The organism is Affinundibacterium seohonense, from assembly GCF_014284305.1.
Lineage (GTDB): Bacteria > Pseudomonadota > Gammaproteobacteria > Burkholderiales > Burkholderiaceae_D > Undibacterium > Undibacterium seohonense.
This window is the reverse complement of the sequence record NZ_JACOFW010000005.1, coordinates 94434-112163: the sequence shown is the minus strand read 5'-3', so window position 1 is coordinate 112163 and position 17730 is coordinate 94434. Positions and strand designations below refer to the sequence as shown.

Annotated in this window: 13 protein-coding genes; 5 read left to right on the top strand and 8 right to left on the bottom strand. The window is 44.7% G+C overall.

Features of this window, described 5'->3' with window-relative positions:
* Position 1 precedes the first annotated feature (1 nt).
* Complete coding sequence (locus H8K52_RS06490) at positions 2-2125, bottom strand: sulfatase-like hydrolase/transferase (RefSeq protein WP_186922079.1); 2124 nt, start codon at positions 2123-2125, stop codon at positions 2-4.
* A 272-nt stretch (positions 2126-2397) separates the two neighbouring features.
* Between H8K52_RS06490 and H8K52_RS06485 the strand changes: the two genes are divergently transcribed.
* Positions 2398-2871, top strand: a complete 474-nt coding sequence (locus tag H8K52_RS06485; RefSeq protein WP_186922078.1) for an FKBP-type peptidyl-prolyl cis-trans isomerase — start codon at positions 2398-2400, stop codon at positions 2869-2871.
* Positions 2872-2994: 123 nt separating this feature from the next.
* Here the strand turns inward: H8K52_RS06485 and H8K52_RS06480 are convergent, their stop codons facing one another.
* The 7 genes from H8K52_RS06480 to H8K52_RS06450 form a co-directional block, all read right to left on the bottom strand.
* Complete coding sequence (locus H8K52_RS06480) at positions 2995-4641, bottom strand: methyl-accepting chemotaxis protein (protein WP_186922077.1); 1647 nt, start codon at positions 4639-4641, stop codon at positions 2995-2997.
* Between the two features lie 506 nt (positions 4642-5147).
* Positions 5148-6797: a sensor domain-containing protein gene (locus tag H8K52_RS06475; protein WP_186922076.1), complete on the bottom strand. Its 1650-nt coding sequence runs from the start codon at positions 6795-6797 to the stop codon at positions 5148-5150.
* A gap of 15 nt (positions 6798-6812) precedes the next feature.
* Entirely contained in the window at positions 6813-7631 is an 819-nt protein-coding gene (locus H8K52_RS06470) for an alpha/beta fold hydrolase (protein WP_186922075.1), read from the bottom strand.
* 1415 nt (positions 7632-9046) lie between these two features.
* The gene (locus H8K52_RS06465; RefSeq protein ID WP_186922074.1) at positions 9047-10024 is read right to left on the bottom strand and encodes an alpha/beta fold hydrolase; all 978 of its coding nucleotides are present in this window, start codon (positions 10022-10024) and stop codon (positions 9047-9049) included.
* A gap of 134 nt (positions 10025-10158) precedes the next feature.
* Positions 10159-10626 carry a Mov34/MPN/PAD-1 family protein gene (locus tag H8K52_RS21950; protein WP_425507527.1) on the bottom strand — a complete coding sequence of 156 codons (468 nt, stop codon included), beginning with the start codon at positions 10624-10626 and terminating at the stop codon, positions 10159-10161.
* The gene (locus tag H8K52_RS06455; RefSeq protein ID WP_186922072.1) at positions 10619-12445 is read right to left on the bottom strand and encodes a ThiF family adenylyltransferase; all 1827 of its coding nucleotides are present in this window, start codon (positions 12443-12445) and stop codon (positions 10619-10621) included. Before H8K52_RS06455 ends, H8K52_RS21950 begins: the two co-directional genes overlap by 8 nt.
* On the bottom strand, positions 12438-13589 hold the full coding sequence (locus tag H8K52_RS06450; RefSeq protein ID WP_186922071.1) for a ComEC/Rec2 family competence protein: 1152 nt from the start codon (positions 13587-13589) through the stop codon (positions 12438-12440). Before H8K52_RS06450 ends, H8K52_RS06455 begins: the two co-directional genes overlap by 8 nt.
* 735 nt (positions 13590-14324) lie before the next feature.
* On the opposite strand from H8K52_RS06450, the gene H8K52_RS06445 reads away from it, so the two are divergent.
* The 4 genes from H8K52_RS06445 to H8K52_RS06430 all read left to right on the top strand — a co-directional run bounded on the left by H8K52_RS06445 (position 14325) and on the right by H8K52_RS06430 (position 17673).
* Positions 14325-14906, top strand: a complete 582-nt coding sequence (locus H8K52_RS06445) for a GNAT family N-acetyltransferase (protein WP_186922070.1) — start codon at positions 14325-14327, stop codon at positions 14904-14906.
* 523 nt (positions 14907-15429) lie between these two features.
* The gene (locus H8K52_RS06440) at positions 15430-15834 is read left to right on the top strand and encodes a TspO/MBR family protein (RefSeq protein WP_186922069.1); all 405 of its coding nucleotides are present in this window, start codon (positions 15430-15432) and stop codon (positions 15832-15834) included.
* 20 nt (positions 15835-15854) lie between these two features.
* Positions 15855-16253 carry a DUF2177 family protein gene (locus tag H8K52_RS06435; protein ID WP_186922068.1) on the top strand — a complete coding sequence of 133 codons (399 nt, stop codon included), beginning with the start codon at positions 15855-15857 and terminating at the stop codon, positions 16251-16253.
* Positions 16254-16572: 319 nt separating this feature from the next.
* Complete coding sequence (locus H8K52_RS06430; RefSeq protein WP_186922067.1) at positions 16573-17673, top strand: SRPBCC family protein; 1101 nt, start codon at positions 16573-16575, stop codon at positions 17671-17673.
* Positions 17674-17730: the final 57 nt, after the last annotated feature.

The window sequence follows — 17730 nt, the reverse complement described above, 5'->3', positions numbered from 1 at the left end:
TCTAAATCAAGCTCGCACTCGGATATTGACTAGGATAGGGCGATAGCAAATGCGCTTCTTGTCTGGCTAATTCTGCCCGCAAATTCTCGGCGATATTGATCACCAACTTAGCATTCAGCTCACCCGGCAAATGATCAATCGGCGTGGGAAATACGCCGTCATACACCAGCAAGTTAATTGCTTCCACCGGATCAAGACGTAAATTGTACAGTTCCCATTGATCCGCGACTGGCCGTTCGCTCCAAGGATCACAATAGCGCACCAGTTTCCACTCCGCCGAGCGTAAGGCCCTTACGTGTGCGGGTTGCACAACTGGACCGGCAGTCAGTTCGGGTACATAAGGATGGGTGGAATTTGCTGTTGGCTCAGTGCGTAATAATTCCACTGTCGTTGCGTACACCGCATATTGCTGCCACGATGCTTGATTATGCGGATCGTCATCCATAGGCAGTGGCTCAGTAATCATGTCATCCGTCGCAAACAAGACGCCTAGTCGTTCACTACCATCGGGATTGCAAACAGGACCTTGGCCAGCCGCCATCACTGGTAAAAGATTGGCGCCGGGTAAAGGGGCGGCTTTATGCGTCTTGGCAAGATTGCGGCGAGCACGTTCGATTTGTTCTTGCTGCGCGCCGCTCAGTGCCAATAAGGTCGGCAACAGGTCAATGTGGCTGGTCTGTGCATCAATGGCAATTGGCGCATCGGCCGCGGTGTTATACGTCGGTGAACAAATCAAAAATGGGACATGCACCACCTCTTGATAAGCACCATGCCATTTCTCAATCTGCATACCGTGCGCGGCGCCAAATTCACCGTGGTCAGAGACGAATACCACGATGGTGTTCTCACGCAGGCCGGCTTGTTCCAGTGTTGTCAGTACATTCAAAATATGTCGGTCCACCATCGAAATCATATACGCGTAATACTGCAAAAAGCCCACGGACGCGGCGTCTGCATGCTTTTGCAATTGAAATGGAATGGTCGATGCCAGCGTCGCTTTTACCGCATTTTCCAGCACATCCTCCGGCGATCCACCTTTGCCTTGCGCCGCTGCTAAACCCGTCTTGGCAGCTAATCCCAAAGCCACTTTGTAAGAAGCATCAAATTGCGCGCGTGGTTTGTTATTCAGTAGGTTTTCGTTTTGCGTTGAAGTCGCGGTCGCGCAATGTTGCGGCAATCCCGTTGGATTTAAAGGAACACGGAATGTGCCATCTTGCGGTACCGCGCTGACTGTTCCCTGCGTTGGGATTGGCACCGAGCCCCCAGGCCCAATCAATTCTCGTAAGCTCACATTCGCATCGGGAACCGCTGGCATCAATGCTCGAGGCAAAGTTGGATAGGTCGCAATATCATGGGGATTGGTAAAGGAGCACACTGCAAAAAATGGCGCAGGCGTGGGCACAAAACTTTGATTCGGATGATGGTCACCAGCAGTGCTGCTAGCACGAGAATACGGCACGCCCAGTCCACGACGACGCAAGAAAGAACAAGCCAGATCCGCAAACTGATAATCGCGATACACACCCATGTTATTCGTCAACGACCCATGTGGCTCAGGCCAGGACATTTCCCAATCACCAAAGCCATATGCCTGCAAAGTGTGATCGGCCGGATCACTGACATGCCATTTACCAAAATAATGCGTGGAATAACCGAGCTCACGGAAGTAGTCTCCCGCTGTCGGCGCACCATTGGCGGGTAGCCACGGAAAGTTGGAAGCATCACCATTTTTAAACAAACCATCGGTCTGCGTCACACCAGTACGTGGTCCGTATTGCCCCGTCATGATGCTGGCGCGGCTAGGAATACAAGCGGATTCCGCAATGGTGTGATCGGTGAACACGGTCGCGTACTCGCGTAGCTTACAAAATCCCGGATAGTGCTGAACAAATTCATTGCCTTCCAAACTATCAACAAACGACAAAATAGATTTGATATCGGGTGCGAAACCACCCTGATCGGCAGCACGGTCGGCAGCACTACTGGCAGCACTACTTGGGTAGCATAATTGATCTACCATAATCATTAAGATATTCGGCCTGGCATCACGCTCGGCGGCGATTTGCTCAATTCGATCTTTGATTGGGTGGTCTTTGTTGGAAGCTTTTGGGGCGTGATCTTGCATGGTTTTCTCCTTGCGCTATGGGCTACATTCGCGGATACACCTGCAGACTGGGTAAGTCCAGGCTTTTCCGAATGTTTAGAAAAGTTAGCAAGTAGTATGCCAATCAGTCGCTCTTTGGACCGCTGCATAGCAAGTTGAAAATACGATAAAGAATACACAGCATTACACGTAAATCACACCCTAATCACACGCAAACAGGCAGGAAGTCACCTCGTCTTTACGTCTTAGGTTAAGATACCGCGTTTTCCTATTTAAAAACTGAGACCAGCATCATGATCATAGATAAAGACAGCGCCGTTACTATCCGCCTCACCGTCGTTGACGGCAAAGGCAAAGTCCTCGAAAACGGCAAAACCCCAGTCGCGTACTTGCATGGTTACGACAATCTGTTACCAAAAATCGAAGAAGCTCTGCAAGGGCAGGAAATTGGCTTTAAGGCGAATATGAGCCTGACACCAGAAGATGCATTCGGTGAACGTGATGAAAGCCTGCTCAGAACGATTTCCAAAAAAGATTTTCCGCCAGGCGTCAAAGTTGGTGCGTCGATGCAAGGCTATAACGATGCGGGTGAAGAGACTGTGTATACCGTTCTCAAAGTCAAAGGTGATCAAGTCATGTTAGATGGCAATCACCCACTCGCAGGTAGTTCTTTAAAAGTCAGCGTGCACGTGTTAGATATCCGTGCTGCGACACCAGAAGAAGTCGCACATGGTCATGTCCACGGAGAACATGGTCATCACCATTAATCGTGGTGAGATTTCCCGAAAAAAAACACCATGCTGAACATGGTGTTTTTTTTTAGATCAGGCTTGCGTCGACAGCTATTATTTTGGCATCGTGAGCATAGGGAAAAAAACCAATATGGCTTCTTAACTCAATCGTCGTAGAGTTGGTTCAACTGCATGATTCCTGACCGCAGAAGCGCGTGCAGGTTTGACCTTAGCGTTTGCATTAAAACCTATATCTGCTTGATTCACTTTAAACGCACTCACCACCTTTGCCAGTGTCACGGCTTGATCTTGTAACGCTTCGGCTGCAGCTGCTGCTTGCTCAACCAGCGCCGAGTTTTGCTGCGTGACTTGATCCATTTGCTCAACAGCTTTGTAGACTTCATCGATGCCTGTGCTTTGCTCTTTGCTGGCTTTACTGATCTCGGCGATGATATCGGTGACGCGTTTCACACCGCTCACAATTTCAACCATTGTTGTACCGGTATTCGCAACGAGCGAATTGCCCTCTGTTACTTTCTCCACTGAGTCATTGATCAGAGATTTAATCTCTTTTGCTGCCGCCGCCGAGCGCTGTGCCAGACTACGCACTTCAGACGCCACAACAGCGAAACCGCGTCCCTGTTCGCCCGCTCGTGCCGCTTCCACCGCGGCGTTTAAAGCCAAAATATTCGTTTGAAATGCAATACCATCGATGACGGAAATAATGTCCACAATTTTTTTCGAAGAATCATTGATGGATTCCATGGTGTGAATCACTTGGTCGACCATATTGCCGCCTTTGACCGCCACCTCTGAGGCTGACAGAGACAATTGATTGGCTTGTCGGGCATTGTCAGAATTTTGTCTGACGGTCGATGTTAGTTCTTCCATGGAAGCTGCGGTCTCTTCTAGAGAGCTGGCTTGATCTTCGGTTCGCGATGATAAATCTTGATTGCCCGCAGCGATTTCTGATGACGCAGTGACGATGTTATCCGTAGCGCTGCGTACTTCCGTCACGATGTTCAATAAATTATTGTTCATGACTTTTAAAGCCTCTAATAGTTGACCCGCCTCATCCGTCGAGTTCACAACAATGTCGCCGGTCAAATCGCCACTGGCAACACGGCGTGCAGCGTCCAATGCGGTATTAATCGGACCAACAATACTTCCTATCAGTAGCCATCCACTCACCAAGCCAAACAGCACGACCAAGCAAGCCAAAATTAAGATTAAGTTACGACTGGTGTTTGCAATGTCATCCACTTTTTTTGCTGTGGCATCGATACTACTACGTTGCATGCTGAGTAAATCGTTCACCATTTTTTGGTAGGTTGCAGCAACTTGAACAAAGGTATCTTTAAATACTCTGTCGGCATCGTCAGTCTGACCAGCCGCTTTGAATTTGGCAATTTCATCACGTGATGCAAGATAGAGTTTGCGTTGTTCACCGAGTTTTTCAAATAGTGCTTTTTCGGCGTCACTGCTAAGTAATAGTGCGATTTTCTTTTGAAGTTCAGCCGAAATTTGGGATGATTGTGCCGACTCCTCTTTGAAGTAGGTACTAAGTGAGGTATCTGTACTTTTGGCGATGGCGGTAGTGCGTCGAATCGCGCTATCAATTTTGCTATACCAATCGGCGATAAGCCGTTCTTTGGCGAGAGGCACCTGCATCATTTCTCGGGTGGCAGTGGCCACGGTTTGTAGGCGCCAAACGCCGATGACAGAAATCAAAATTGACAAGAGCAGCATAACGCCAAAGCCAATTGCCATGCGTTTGCCGATTCCTAAATTGTTAAGCGAAATCATAGAATTTGTACCTTTAATTTAGACGCTGCTTTGTTATGTAACGTGAGTGCTGAGAGTCAAACGAGAGTGGGGAAACTAATTCAAACGGGTGAAGCAAGTAAATTGTTCACATTAAGTCGGTCATCATGCCAAGAGCGGTACAGATGTCCGGTGTCTCGAAAGCGCAAACTTCATTTCGGCTAGGCACAATATCCAGCGCTCGCTGAAGCGGTCAATTCCCACTTTATTATTTCACGAATGAACACGTCATGCAGCCAATTTTTGATTTTTCTGCTTGAAAGTTCATGGCGAGCAATAACTAGTTTAGAGACACTTTTTATTCGTTGGATGATGCATGTTGGTGTTTCTAGTGGGAGATACTTAGTGCAACTCAGATTTGACAAGTAAGCGAGGTTTTTTGTTTCGAAGAGGATATGAGTCCTCAGGGCTACAAGCGATACCACGTAATAGCGACGATAACTGAACGTTGTTGGCAGAATCTTTGAATTCTTGAATCAATCAGCTTCCTATAAATTCGAATTATTGTAAAAAGAAAATTGATTCTTGCCCGATTTTTTTGCATGGTACATCGCGGCGTCTGCTTGTTTGAGTAGTTGTTCTACCTCGGCATCTGCATGATGGACGACCGTAATACCAATTGATGCACCGACTGTGGTTGGATTGCCTAGCCATTCGATTGGTAGATTGATTTCGTGAATCAGGCGTGCGGCAACCATAGCGATATCGTCGATGCAGTCTGGTTGATCTAATAAAATGACGAACTCGTCACCACCCAATCGAGCGACGGTATCGGCACTGCGGATTTGTTGTAAGAGGCGTGACGCGACGGTCTTCAATACATGGTCACCCATATCATGTCCCCAGCGATCATTCACTTCTTTAAATCCATCTAGGTCGAGGAATAAAATAGCGATCATTCGCTCCTGACGTTGCGCCATGCCGAGCAATTGTTTTAATCGCTCCATTAATAGCAATCGGTTAGGTAGCTTGGTCAAGCTGTCATGTAATGCTAAATGGGCTATCTCTTCTTGCCGTTCCCACTCAACTGTCATATCGTGAAAAACGCCGACGTAGTGACTCACCACCCCCGCATGATTTTTGATACTGGATAGTGTGAGTTTCGCCAAAAAATGTTGTCCATCTTTGCGCTTGGTCCAGACTTGCCCAACCCATTCTCCACTTGAGCGTAACTGCTGATACATGTTCTGGAAAAAAATTGCGTCATGACGTTCAGAATTGAGGGTGCTGGCGGGTTTGCCTAATACTTCCTCATCCCGATAACTAGTAAGTGTACAAAATGCAGGGTTGACCGATAGGATGTTGGAATTGGCATCGGTCACCATGATGCCTTCAGAAGTCGCATTGAAGACGCTTGCTAGCAGGCGTACCTTGCCGTCTGCTTTTCTCAATTCTGTAATGTTCGTTATGAGTACAAAAAAACCTTGTACCTCACCGTTACTGGCGCGTTCTGGGAAGTAATTGACTAAAATGTTGGTCACACTTCCATCGTCTTTTGGAATTTCGCGCTCAAATTCCTGTGCTTTGCCTGCTAGTACCGCGCTGATGTGGGGAGCGCTTTGTGTATAGAGGTTCTCCCCGAGAAGTTCTTGTAGCGTGATACCGATTACTTCGCTAGCTGGACGAGCAAAACCCTGCAAATAAGCTAAATTCGCAAATTGACAAATTAAATTTTTATCCCAATATGCGATCATGTTCGGGAAGCTGTCGGTGAGCGTGCGAATAAATCGCGTGTTTTTGACAGTCTCGTCCAATAAGCTTTCAGTTCTTTTTCTTGTTTCTAACAACTCTTGTTCGTAACGTCCTCGTTCCGTCGTGACAAAAAAGAGCCACGCATAAGCCTCGATGCCATCGATTGTGGTGCGTTGGCAGTTCATGAGTACCGGAATTTTGTCGCCGAGATGATGATTGATAGCCAGACGAATCTCACTGACTTTCCCTTCGCGCAGTAAGATTGGCCACACATGCGTTTGTAAAAAAATGCGACTTGCCAGCGGAAAGAAATTTTCCATCGATTGTGATTCGACATCCTCGCTAGACTTACCGACGATAGTGAGCAAGTCGCGATTAGCAAGTCGAATATTGCCCTGTGTATCAGTGAGCAACATCGGACAAGGGATGAGATCGAAATTAATCATAGCGATAGCGTATCGCTAGTCGATAAATTGGCGAATAGCATCAATCACTAAGTCAGGTGCGCTCATGTGAGCACAATGTCCCTGCACCTCTAAAATTGTTAACTGGCTATTTGGAATATGGGTATGAAGGTATTCACCCGTCGATACGGGGGCCAAGCTATCGGTGCGATGTTGAAGGATTAAACATGGCACGGTGACTTTGGGCAGGTCACTGCGGTTATCGGCGAAAAAGGTCGTTTTGGCAAACACTTTCATCGCAATCGGATCGGTTGAACAAAAACTATCAGTAAGTGCGAGCGTGGTGCTATCGGATGCTTGTTCTGCCGAAACAACAGGGGCGAGATAATTTGCCCATCCAATGTAATTTTGATCCATCAGATCGAGCAAATCTTCCAAATCACTTTTCTCGAAACCACCTAGGTAATCGGGTGGATGATTGATAAAACAAGGGTTAGGACCAACCAAAATGAGTTTGGCAAAGAGCCCCGGGCGCAGGATGGAAGCCATGATACCAATGCTGCAACTGACTGAGTGTCCAACAAAAGTGACATCGCGCGTGAGCTCAAGCGCATCGCATATCTCCAAGATATCTTGCGCATAACCAGCTAACTCAGCGTATCGCTGCGGATCAAAAGCCGACAGATCGGAACTGCCAGAGCCAACATAGTCAAATACCACTTGCTTATGACTCGATGCAAAGGCTGGCGTGATCGCATCCCACATGCCTTGATGACATCCAAAACCATGCGCATATAGGATCGTTTTCTCATGCGAACCAAATACTTTGACGTTATTTCTTGAAATGATATTTGGTACTTTTTGGTCGATCAGCATAGCGTTTTCCATGAGCAAAGTGTAATCCTGATGTGTCAGCAACGAATTTATGCATCATACAGACTTGCACCTCGTTAACATTGTAAATCATGTTGAAATAATGCTTAAAAGTATTGTTTTTGGGAAAAAAGCTACGTTGACTTAGTTACGTTGAATTCAGCAGACCACTTCATCCACGTCACAGTGAACTAGTGAAATACCTCTCTTTGTATGGCACTCGCAGAGAAAATACTGCAATTCGTCCGAGGAGTCGAGCCGTCTTGGGTTCCTATGCCTACCAAGACCCGCTAAAACATCAGTTAACAAAAAAACTGACGCCTCATTTATAACGCAAGGGCGAGTGCAACCCGCACCGCCAATACGTCAAATAACCATGTTCGACCCATTAACAGCGCGGCTTATACCTGCTCTACAAACCGAGATACTTTTAACGCCTTTTCCAGCAAGGTACACTTATCTATACAACTCGCTTTGATAGGATGAAACAAGAAAGCTGAAATACCAGCGTCGCATGTCATTCCTGCGTAGGCAGGAATATAGTGGCGTTCGCTGCCTAAGCAAAGACGCTGGACTCCTGCCTACGCAGGAGCGACATCAAAACGTTTATTCTTGTATTTGACTTGATTAGACACCAATGTCTTCGAGGAGAAGACCGGGATGGTGATGGATTTTCGTTGATATCTACGAGCTTTTTATTCTGCAATTACCAAGCGTTCACAAATGAAAAAAAGTAGGGCGAGTGCAACCCGTGCCGCCGCCACATCGAGCAACCTAGCTCGCCCAATGAACAGTGCGGCTTGCATCCTCGGTACTGCGCTTTTAATTCCTTCCCATTTCAAAGCATAGGCATCCACATAAGTTCAGTGAATAGCAAAATCCATTCACCGTCACTCCTGCGAAGGAGGGAGCCCAGCGTCTTTTGTCGATCAACGGACGCCGCTAAATTCCTGCCTACGTAGAAATGAAGAGTCTCGTCTATTCATAGGTATCCACACAAGTTCAGCGAATAGCAAAATCTATTCACCGTCGCTCCTGCGAAGGCACGAGCCCAGTGTCTTTTGTCGATCAACGGACGCCGCTAGATTCCTGCCTACGCAGGAATGAAGAGTCTCGTTTATTCATAGGTATCCACACAAGTTCAGCGAATAGCAAAATCCATTCACCGTCGCTCCTGCGAAGGCAGGAGCCCAGTGTCTTCTGTCGATCAACGGACGCCGCTAAATTCCTGCCTACTTAGAAATGAAGAGTCTCGTCTATTCATAGGTATCCACACAAATTCAGTGAATAGCAAAATCTATTCACCGTCACTCCTGCGAAGGCAGGAGCCCAGCGTCTTCTGACGATCAACGGATACCGCTAGATTCCTGGCCACGCAGGAAGAGTCTCGTCTATTGATCAAATCATGTTGACGACAACTACATCACAGGCAGCGTACCAATAATCACATTCTGAAACCGCTCAGCCTCATCTTGATGAATCTGATGCCCAGAATTTTCAAACATAAACAATGCTTTCTTCGGTGCTTTCAACGCTTTGAAATAATCCACCGTAATCGCTGTCGATGTTTGAATATCGTTCTTACCCACGAAAAAATAGATTGGGCATTCAACTGACTTTAAAGTTTTAGGCAAATCAATCCGCGTCACTTCGTTCCAAACTGGCGACCAAGTTTTTGACCATTGCAGAAAACCCGTCTTAAAACCCTCACTCGTTGCAAAGGATTTGCCCTCTTTAAAAAACAGCCACTTCCTTAAATAAAACATATCCTCATCCACGACAGAAGGCATACTCACCGTCGCTAATTCCTTAGTCGCGACCTCATTGTCTTTGAAGTGATTCTTCAAAATCACCAGCAATTCTTGCTCACTCGCGAGCTGGCTCACTACAGGATTAGAAGCGAAATAGCCATGCAATAACTCAGGATGATTCTTCACGATATAAAAGCCTAAAACATTACCCCAAGAGCTACCCAGCAAATAGATCTTTTCTTGCTTCAATTCTTTTCTAATAAATTGGATGACCTCCAGCGTGTCCTTCTCCATCAACGCAACGGAAGGCTGAGCAGGCGAAGGATTTAATTTCAAAGTCTTACCCGCATCACGCTGATCCCACTGCACTATCGTAAATCTGCTCTTCAAAAGAGAAGTAAAAGCAGGCGCACCATTGATCATCGAACTACCAGGTCCGCCAGATAAAAAGAGTAAAACAGGCTTACTCGCATCATCCGTTTTGATCTCTACAACCTGTTTGATGTCACCGATGTCGGGTGTCAAGGTTTTGTCGATTTGTATTGGTACGTTTTGAGATTGTGGTGCTTTTGTTTCTTGGGCTTTGGATTCGGTGATTGGGGTGATGATCGTGAATAAAACGGCTATTAGGATTTTATTGATCATGGGGTTTGGGTTTGGGTTTGGGTTTGGTTGATTGTTTACAAGGTTAGCCTGCCTTGGTGAGAGTTAGTATCTCTGTTTTAGTTCCTTTGACTTAACTAGTTTAATTTTAGGGCTTCGCTGCTACCTCTTTTGGTTTATATATGTCGACACGAATATAAATTATTCCCATCTGCAAGTGCGAGATAAGATTTAGAAAAATCTTTTTCTGATGACACGATAAGAAAAATTATGTAAAAGAGATGATGGTTAGATTTCCTGTATATGTCGCAAATTGTTTTTTTATCTTGTTCAGAAGGTGTTGGCACTTTTTCAGCATGCGTATGCCAATCACCTACATAATGATGACCTTGATGAAATTGTTTGTTGATTATGTCCTGCGAAGTTCTTTCATCTGACTTAAAAAAATATTTACTTCTAAGATCATAGATCGATGGTGACGAAATATAAGAAATATTTATGTGATTGGTATTCGGATTAGAACAGAATAGTAAGCCACCAGCCTCTTTTCTGAATATGGTTTGTCGAAATTTCATAAGATTTTCTACAACGCTGCTGGGAAATGTGATTGTGATATCGATCTCGTCACATCGGAATTCATACATATTTTTCCTTCCATTTTTGTTTTTCAAAAATAAGAGTAACTTCTTTATTTCCGAAGCCCGGATCTCCGAACGATGATATCCAATTGTGATTCCAATGACCGCCTAATTTTTCTAGTTCGCTACGATCACCAAGCCAAATTTTGATATATGGGAGAACGTCTTTTTCAGACGGATTTAAAACCAAAGATAGTATTGTTTTTGCAGCTATTGCTTGTAAGTGCGTCAAAGGAATAGCCCCGTATGGTTGAAACTCACCAGCGCATGCTGGTATCTTTTGAATCGTTTCATGTGGCCAAGTTGTACATGGTGTGATTAATGTTCCAATCTTATTGCCATTGACGTAGTGAATTGAATTGAATGCATTTGAGTTTGGTGGGTTCACAATTACATGTCCAGCGATTGCATGGGCTTCAACGAATGCAAAAACAATGACACCTAGTTCCTCTTCCGACTGAAACTGAAGTAATGATTGATCCGATTGCCAATCACCTGTGCAGCTCAGAATTATATCGGCGCGACTAATAGAAGTTCTTGCAATCGCATCTCCTTGCCATTGCTTGTTGATAGCGTTGATGGATATGTGAGGAAATTCTCTTCCTAGTTTATTTGCTAGTGCTGTCGCTTTGTAAGTGTCAAATGAATCTAGACCTAATATATGTCTCGAACTGTTCTCTGTGCCATATTTATCGAAATCGATTAGTACAACATCTGTGAAGCCAGACTGTATCAGTAATCTAATGATTGCTGCCCCAACTGAGCCACAACCAATCAAGACAATTCTGTGTTGGCCTACAATTTTGTGAGAAGGATTTGAGTCTCGACCTGCCAGCCAGTTCTTGTCAGCACGATTAATTGCTCCTCCAGTAATTTTTATCGTACTTGTGCGTTCAATGAAATGGCTTAGAGGCATTTCATTTCTAAAACCGTCTATGATCGCACGTCGATTCACTCTTCGAAATATACTCCGGGAGAAATGTATCGCAATTAAGGCAACACCGTTAGATGTATTGAACTGAACTAAGATGGTCGGAATTTCCGACGTTTTCTTCGTGAGTGATATCGCGAGCATCGTCGCAATTTCGAAGTATTGATCAGCGAATTCTTTTTTTATTATAGAAAATAGTTCTTTCGCCGTATTCGGAAAATCTGTTGGGCGCCACGTATGTTTAAGTTGAAGGAGAACGCTTTTTTCAATACGGTTCAGAAATTGGCGACGTATTTTCTTCTTTGAATGGGTTGGTAAAAGACCTTGGTTATCCAGCCAATTTTCAATTTGCGCGCTCGAGTCAGCCATGATGACTCCCAATTTCTTGGATTCAAACGTAGCGATTAGACGTGTAGAGGTACGTTCAAGATCGCATAGGCTTAATGTTTTTTTTGTACATTGGGGATGGTAGGCCCAATAACTTTGGAATTCATCTTCGAAATGAGTATCTAAGTTTCCGTCGAAAGCTTCTTTCAGCAATGCTTCAGCATCAGACAACAGTTCTAATATGTAACTATTATTCTTTTTATCCACGATGTATCGGCTTGGCCAAACACAAAGTCTTCCATGCTCCTCGATATGTGGTATTTCACAAGGCTCAATTTCAGGAGCCGCGACAGCAATTATTGGAATTTGTGATTCGGATTTATCACAGAACAAAAGGTTAATTACTACTGGTTCATTTTTGTAAACTAGTGAAGTAGTAATTTGCCATCCAAACAAAGCGCTCTGTGTGATTAAATTAGCTATTTCTTTACTGCTTAATCGCCGTGCGCCATAAGGCGACAACAATAAATCAATTTCATTGCATATCGCAGATGGTACTTTATGCATATCCGTCGCCACCCTTGCGGTTGACCGATGATTCAGATGCTCTATTTGACTGGGATAGACTTGATACCGCTAAAGCTTTAATACCATTTGAGGAAATTTCGATTTCTAGAGGAATATTTTTGTCATTTTTTTTGTGGTCATCGACGCATTTGAATGTCCCATTAACATTGTCGACAATTTTTTCGTACTCAATTTTTGCGCGGAAAGCTGGTGGGTCAACATCGTTATCTTCTATTTTTTGACTGCTTGCGATGATAAAAGCATTTTGCTTTGCTTGGCTAAGCGCTTCAAGTGCTTCAGGGGATGTTGCCGCACGCTCTTTTTTTTGCGAGAGGCTATCGTGAGATAAACAATGCCAGGAACAATGATGAGGCGCTTGTAAGATATCGTATTCTAGATCGGATATCCTTTTTGTATTCAGCAGACGTGTGTGTAATGTTTCCCAGCAAATTACCTCAGCATCGCCACCACTTAGAAAATTCGCAGAAGTATTTCCGCAAGTAAGTTGATAGTTCATTATTACGCTTGAGTGATTTTTGCCTAGATTTTCTTCATCTTCATCTATTTCTGATTTTGGAGACGGAGCTAATAGGTTAGCTAGAAACGAGCTATCCTCATCATTATTAATTTTAGATGTTTGGCTATCTAACTTAAGAACAATATCCAGAATTTCGTCTGTCTTACCATTTTCATCTTCACCCAAAATAAGAACTCCATTGCCATCGTTCTGAAATTTGTTTTGTTTAAAAAAATTCACTCTTCTCTTTATCTCTGTATTGAGTGCTTTCGCATCTTGACATAGCTTGTGATTATTACTTGCGCGGCGGTATACCAAGGGACTCGACCAAATTCCGTTAATGAATATGAGGTTTTTTTCCTTGTCCCATGTTTCTGGCGTATCCAAATGAAAATTGTCTTTAATACCTTGACAATGATCTTCGTCCGGATGGCTCCAAATTAGTAAATCAATATAGAGTCTCCCCTGAGAATCTGACGTTAGTTTTTCTTTTAATTGCTTTAAGACGTCTGGATAATCTTCACCCTTGCGTATCCTGCAATCAATTAATATTTTCTTATTGTTATCGGTTTCAATTAGCGTCATATCGCCATTTCCTACAGGGAAAAATGTAATTTTTGCGACCATTGTTAGCTCCGGTTATTTGGGATTAGAGTCTGAAGACTGTGAACTTCTCGATTTCTCGATACCAAAAATTGATTTCCCTACGTCTTCAATTTTGGCTATAAATTTATCCACGTTTAGGCCTGCGAAGAAAGCAAATGCAAGATATCCATACGACCCGGCTTCCTTGTTTTGTGACGCATCTAATATCACGAGCCCTGCCTTTAGAAAAAGGTAGGCCACTACACCGCAGATCGTACTTGTAAGTGGGCGAAGGTAGTACCAAACCTCCCATTCTCGGTCCCATCGATTATGAACACATCTATTTAGATAGACTGCTCGCAGGCAATACAGTAAGCCACCACTGTTGGCTACTAGTCCGCAGTAAATTGTCATTTTCATTTCTATTAGCCAAGCCGGAAGTACCCAAGTATTTAAGGTGATAAAACTCGCTATATTTAGAACTAGCGAAGCAATTAGATATGCGATTATTTTTTTCAAAATCTATTTCTCTATACTTAATGTGAAAAAACTGTTGAGATTAAAATTCAAGTCGCACAGACATCGAGATGTCCGTTAAATTGATTCCGCAAGCGCGCAATTTTTTTCTTTTTTTAGGATGCGGTGAAGCAATTTTGATGCCATGAGGTAATTTGATTACTTTCCATTGGTTTAATGTTATATGTAGAAAATTGAATTAAATTTCACATGTAAAGTTACACGTAAAATTTATCCCTAATTAAATCCAAAAAATAAAAAATGCCCCAAACCCGCACAGCCAAACCCTCAGACATCCCCGGCATCCTAGCTCTGCAAAGCCGCAACCTATTAAGCAACCTAAGCGAAGCAGAACAAAAGAACGGCTTCGTCACCACCGCATTTACTGTCGCGCAGATTGAAGTATTAATGGCGGATGGCGGTGTGTTCGTCGCTGTCGAAACTTCAGCAAAAGATCAAACAGAAACCGTGATCGGCTATGCTTTTGCGGGGAGCTGGGCTTACTTTGCGCAGTGGCCGATTTTTCCGTTTATGTTGGCGCGTTTGCCTGCTTTGGATTTTGATGGACGGGTCATTGCCGAGGCGAATTCTTTTCAGTATGGTCCTGTGTGCGTTGATGCGGCGTATCGTGGGCTGGGTGTGTTCCCGCGTTTGTTTGAGACTATGCGTTTGGGGATGTGTGAGCGTTATCCGATTGGTGTGACTTTCATCAATCGTCTTAATCCGCATTCCTATCATGCGCATACGAAGAAGCTGGGGATGACGGTGATTGATGAGTTTGAATTTAACGGACGACCTTATTATGGTTTGGCGTTTGATATGGCGCGGTCTGTGTTGGGGTAGGGTATTTGTTCCCTCTCCCGCACGCGGGAGAGGGCTAGGGTGAGGTTGGTTCAGTATTTGTGAAGTGTTTGAAAGGCATAAATCAATCATCAATTAGGTTTCAATGACTTTATTCCAATCTAAACGCCCCTCATCCCCGACCCTGCATTTGAAACCCGCCGCTTGCGGGAGAAGGGAGTTAAGAAACTTACTTGCTATCGATTCGAATGACGATGTCGCAATTTAAGATCCCTGCCTTTCGTGCTTTTCATTGATATGTTGTGTAGCACACTGATTCTGTCGCGGTGTCTATGTATGCTCGATGCTGTTTCAAACTACTGCATCAAGCTTCCCCCGTTTTCTGACGTAGGAACTTGGCATTGGAAGGCATTCAACATTTGTGCGATATAGTGAACACCTTTGATGCGCTAATGCTGGTAATGCTTACGGTGAATGCGATTCATGTGTAATCGCTGGCAAGCCGCACAGAGGTCGTGCATCTAGCGTGTCGGCATTATTTTATTGGAGTAAAAAATTGAATTCGATGAACACAGTTAACTGGTATTCGCAATTAGTTAAACCCACATGGTCGCCTCCAAGCTGGGTTTTTGGGCCGGTGTGGACCGTTTTGTATATGATTATTGCTGTGAGCTATGGCACTGTTTTTTATCGAGCGTTTACCGGAAAAATTTCGTGGTTCGTGGCTTTACCTTTTGCCCTGAATCTTGTTTTCAATATCGCCTTTACGCCAATACAATTTGGGCTCAAAAACAATCTGCTAGCAACTGTGGATATTTTACTTGTGGTGGCGACGCTCGTTTGGGCATTGGTCGCTGTGTGGCAGGCATCCCCTGATTTACGTTGGGTGGTTTATGCCAATATTCCCTACCTTTTATGGGGATTGTTTGCGACAGTATTGCAAATATCGATCACCTACCTCAATAGCTAAACATGCGATTACCCTTCAATATGTTCATCAAACTCTATGCGATCGCGCTGCCTGTTTTCTTTGTCATCGATATGCTATGGCTGGGGTTCGTGGCCACCAATTTTTATCGCAATCAAATTGGTTTTTTGATGCGAGATGAGCTCGATTGGGTAGCCGCAATTATTTTCTATCTCTTGTTTATTGTCGGGCTCGTGCTGTTCGTTATTGCGCCTGCCTTCGAGAAAAAATCTTGGACGGACGCGCTTTTATTTGGCGCACTGTTCGGACTCATCACCTACGCCACTTATGACCTCAGCAATCTCGCGACGATCAAAGACTGGCCACTGCTAGTGACGATCGTTGATCTCGTATGGGGCGCAACGCTGGCCGCATCAGTCTCAACCGCCACCTATTTCATCGCGCGTAAGCTCGGTTTTTAACTTAAGCGAAACCTTTCAGATACAGTGATTGCTTTGTCCCCTCTCCCGCGGCGGGAGAGGGCTAGGGTGAGGGTGGTTCAGTATCTTCGAAATGGCAGCAACATATAAGTCGATCAGCAATTAGGTTTCAATACTTTTATTGGAATCTAAAAGTCCAATTCCCCAACTCTGCATTTGACGTCCGCCGTCTGCCTTGCTCGTGCGGCTCAGTAAAACAAGCTCCTTAGTGAAATGAAGTAACGTAAAATATTGCCTTTTATGAAGCAATCAATTTTTACGTCTTCAATTTACCTAACCAAACGCTGACTGCCCACAATCCATGAGCCAACATAATTCCGATAATGCCAAACAAAATCCCGCGTCAGTCGCTGTTGATTCTGGCGTCGTACTAAGTGTCAATCCGATTCAATCGTCAGTGACTAATGAAGCGCACCCTAGGCCTCTGTACCAGACGTTGATGAAGGGGATCGCGTTTATGATTTGGGGTGCTGGGATTGCGAGTTTGGGGGCGTTTTATGGTGTGACCGCGTATACATTTTTTGTGAAATTTTTATCCGTTGGTAGTGGTGTGATGTTGACCTCTTTTTTGGTTGGCGTGCCTGTAGCGATGGGGATGTTGGTGGCGTATCTTTCTGAGAAAAAAAAGATGGGCGGGATGGTCGCTGCGAGTGGTGTTTCTGTGTTGGCTTTAAGTTTGTTTGCATTTGCAGTGGGCGCATTGTTTCGTGAGGGCACGATCTGTTTGGTGATGGCTTTGGGTTTGTTTATTCCTTTGATGTTACTCGGCGCTTTGATTTCTCTGATCGCATCGTGGGCTAGTCCTAAGCAGTCGGGCAAGTTGTCTGTGGTGGCGCTCATGTTGCCTTTTGTCTTTGGCAGTGTTGAGCAAAATATGGATTCGCCTACACTTAGACAGCAGACGCAGCGTTCTGTGTACATCGCTGCCAGCCCGGAAAAAATTTGGAACTTGATTAATTTTCCCTTGGATATCCGCCCTGAAGAGTTGAAAAATGGTTTCGCTTATCAAATCGGCGTGCCGTATCCGCTCGAAGCACGCACTTTAGAAGGACGGGTTGGTGGCAAGCGCCAACTGGTGTGGGAGCGTGGTGTACGTTTTGAAGAAGAGATCACCGAGTGGCAAGAAAATCGTCGCATCGCCTGGAAGTATTTGTTCACGCCTGGGTCTTTTCCAAGTGGCTCTTTAGATGATCATGTGGTGATTGGCGGTCAATATTTCGATATCGAAGATACCTCATACACACTCACTCCCGAAGGCAAAGGCACGCGTTTGACGGTGCAGGTTGGTACACGGGTGAGTACGCATTTCAATTGGTACGCCGATTTTTGTGCGCGCTATTTGGTTGGCGATACAGCCGAAGCGATTTTAAATTTTTATAAGCAACGTGCGCAGGCGATTTGAGTGGATTTTTGAACGAGAGACATTGCTGTTCATCGCTGAGTTTCTCTTGATTCAACC

Excerpts from the sequence above, each read along its gene's own strand:
- H8K52_RS06485 (WP_186922078.1), top strand. The coding sequence starts at position 2,398 with ATGATCATAGATAAAGACAGCGCCGTTACTATCCGCCTCACCGTCGTT.
- H8K52_RS06490 (WP_186922079.1), bottom strand. The coding sequence starts at position 2,125 with ATGCAAGATCACGCCCCAAAAGCTTCCAACAAAGACCACCCAATCAAA.
- H8K52_RS06450 (WP_186922071.1), bottom strand. The coding sequence starts at position 13,589 with ATGGTCGCAAAAATTACATTTTTCCCTGTAGGAAATGGCGATATGACG.
- H8K52_RS06430 (WP_186922067.1), top strand. The coding sequence starts at position 16,573 with ATGAGCCAACATAATTCCGATAATGCCAAACAAAATCCCGCGTCAGTC.
- H8K52_RS06440 (WP_186922069.1), top strand. The coding sequence starts at position 15,430 with ATGAACACAGTTAACTGGTATTCGCAATTAGTTAAACCCACATGGTCG.
- H8K52_RS06475 (WP_186922076.1), bottom strand. The coding sequence starts at position 6,797 with ATGATTAATTTCGATCTCATCCCTTGTCCGATGTTGCTCACTGATACA.
- H8K52_RS06480 (WP_186922077.1), bottom strand. The coding sequence starts at position 4,641 with ATGATTTCGCTTAACAATTTAGGAATCGGCAAACGCATGGCAATTGGC.
- H8K52_RS21950 (WP_425507527.1), bottom strand. The coding sequence starts at position 10,626 with ATGTATGAATTCCGATGTGACGAGATCGATATCACAATCACATTTCCC.
- H8K52_RS06470 (WP_186922075.1), bottom strand. The coding sequence starts at position 7,631 with ATGCTGATCGACCAAAAAGTACCAAATATCATTTCAAGAAATAACGTC.
- H8K52_RS06445 (WP_186922070.1), top strand. The coding sequence starts at position 14,325 with ATGCCCCAAACCCGCACAGCCAAACCCTCAGACATCCCCGGCATCCTA.
- H8K52_RS06435 (WP_186922068.1), top strand. The coding sequence starts at position 15,855 with ATGTTCATCAAACTCTATGCGATCGCGCTGCCTGTTTTCTTTGTCATC.
- H8K52_RS06455 (WP_186922072.1), bottom strand. The coding sequence starts at position 12,445 with ATGCATAAAGTACCATCTGCGATATGCAATGAAATTGATTTATTGTTG.
- H8K52_RS06465 (WP_186922074.1), bottom strand. The coding sequence starts at position 10,024 with ATGATCAATAAAATCCTAATAGCCGTTTTATTCACGATCATCACCCCA.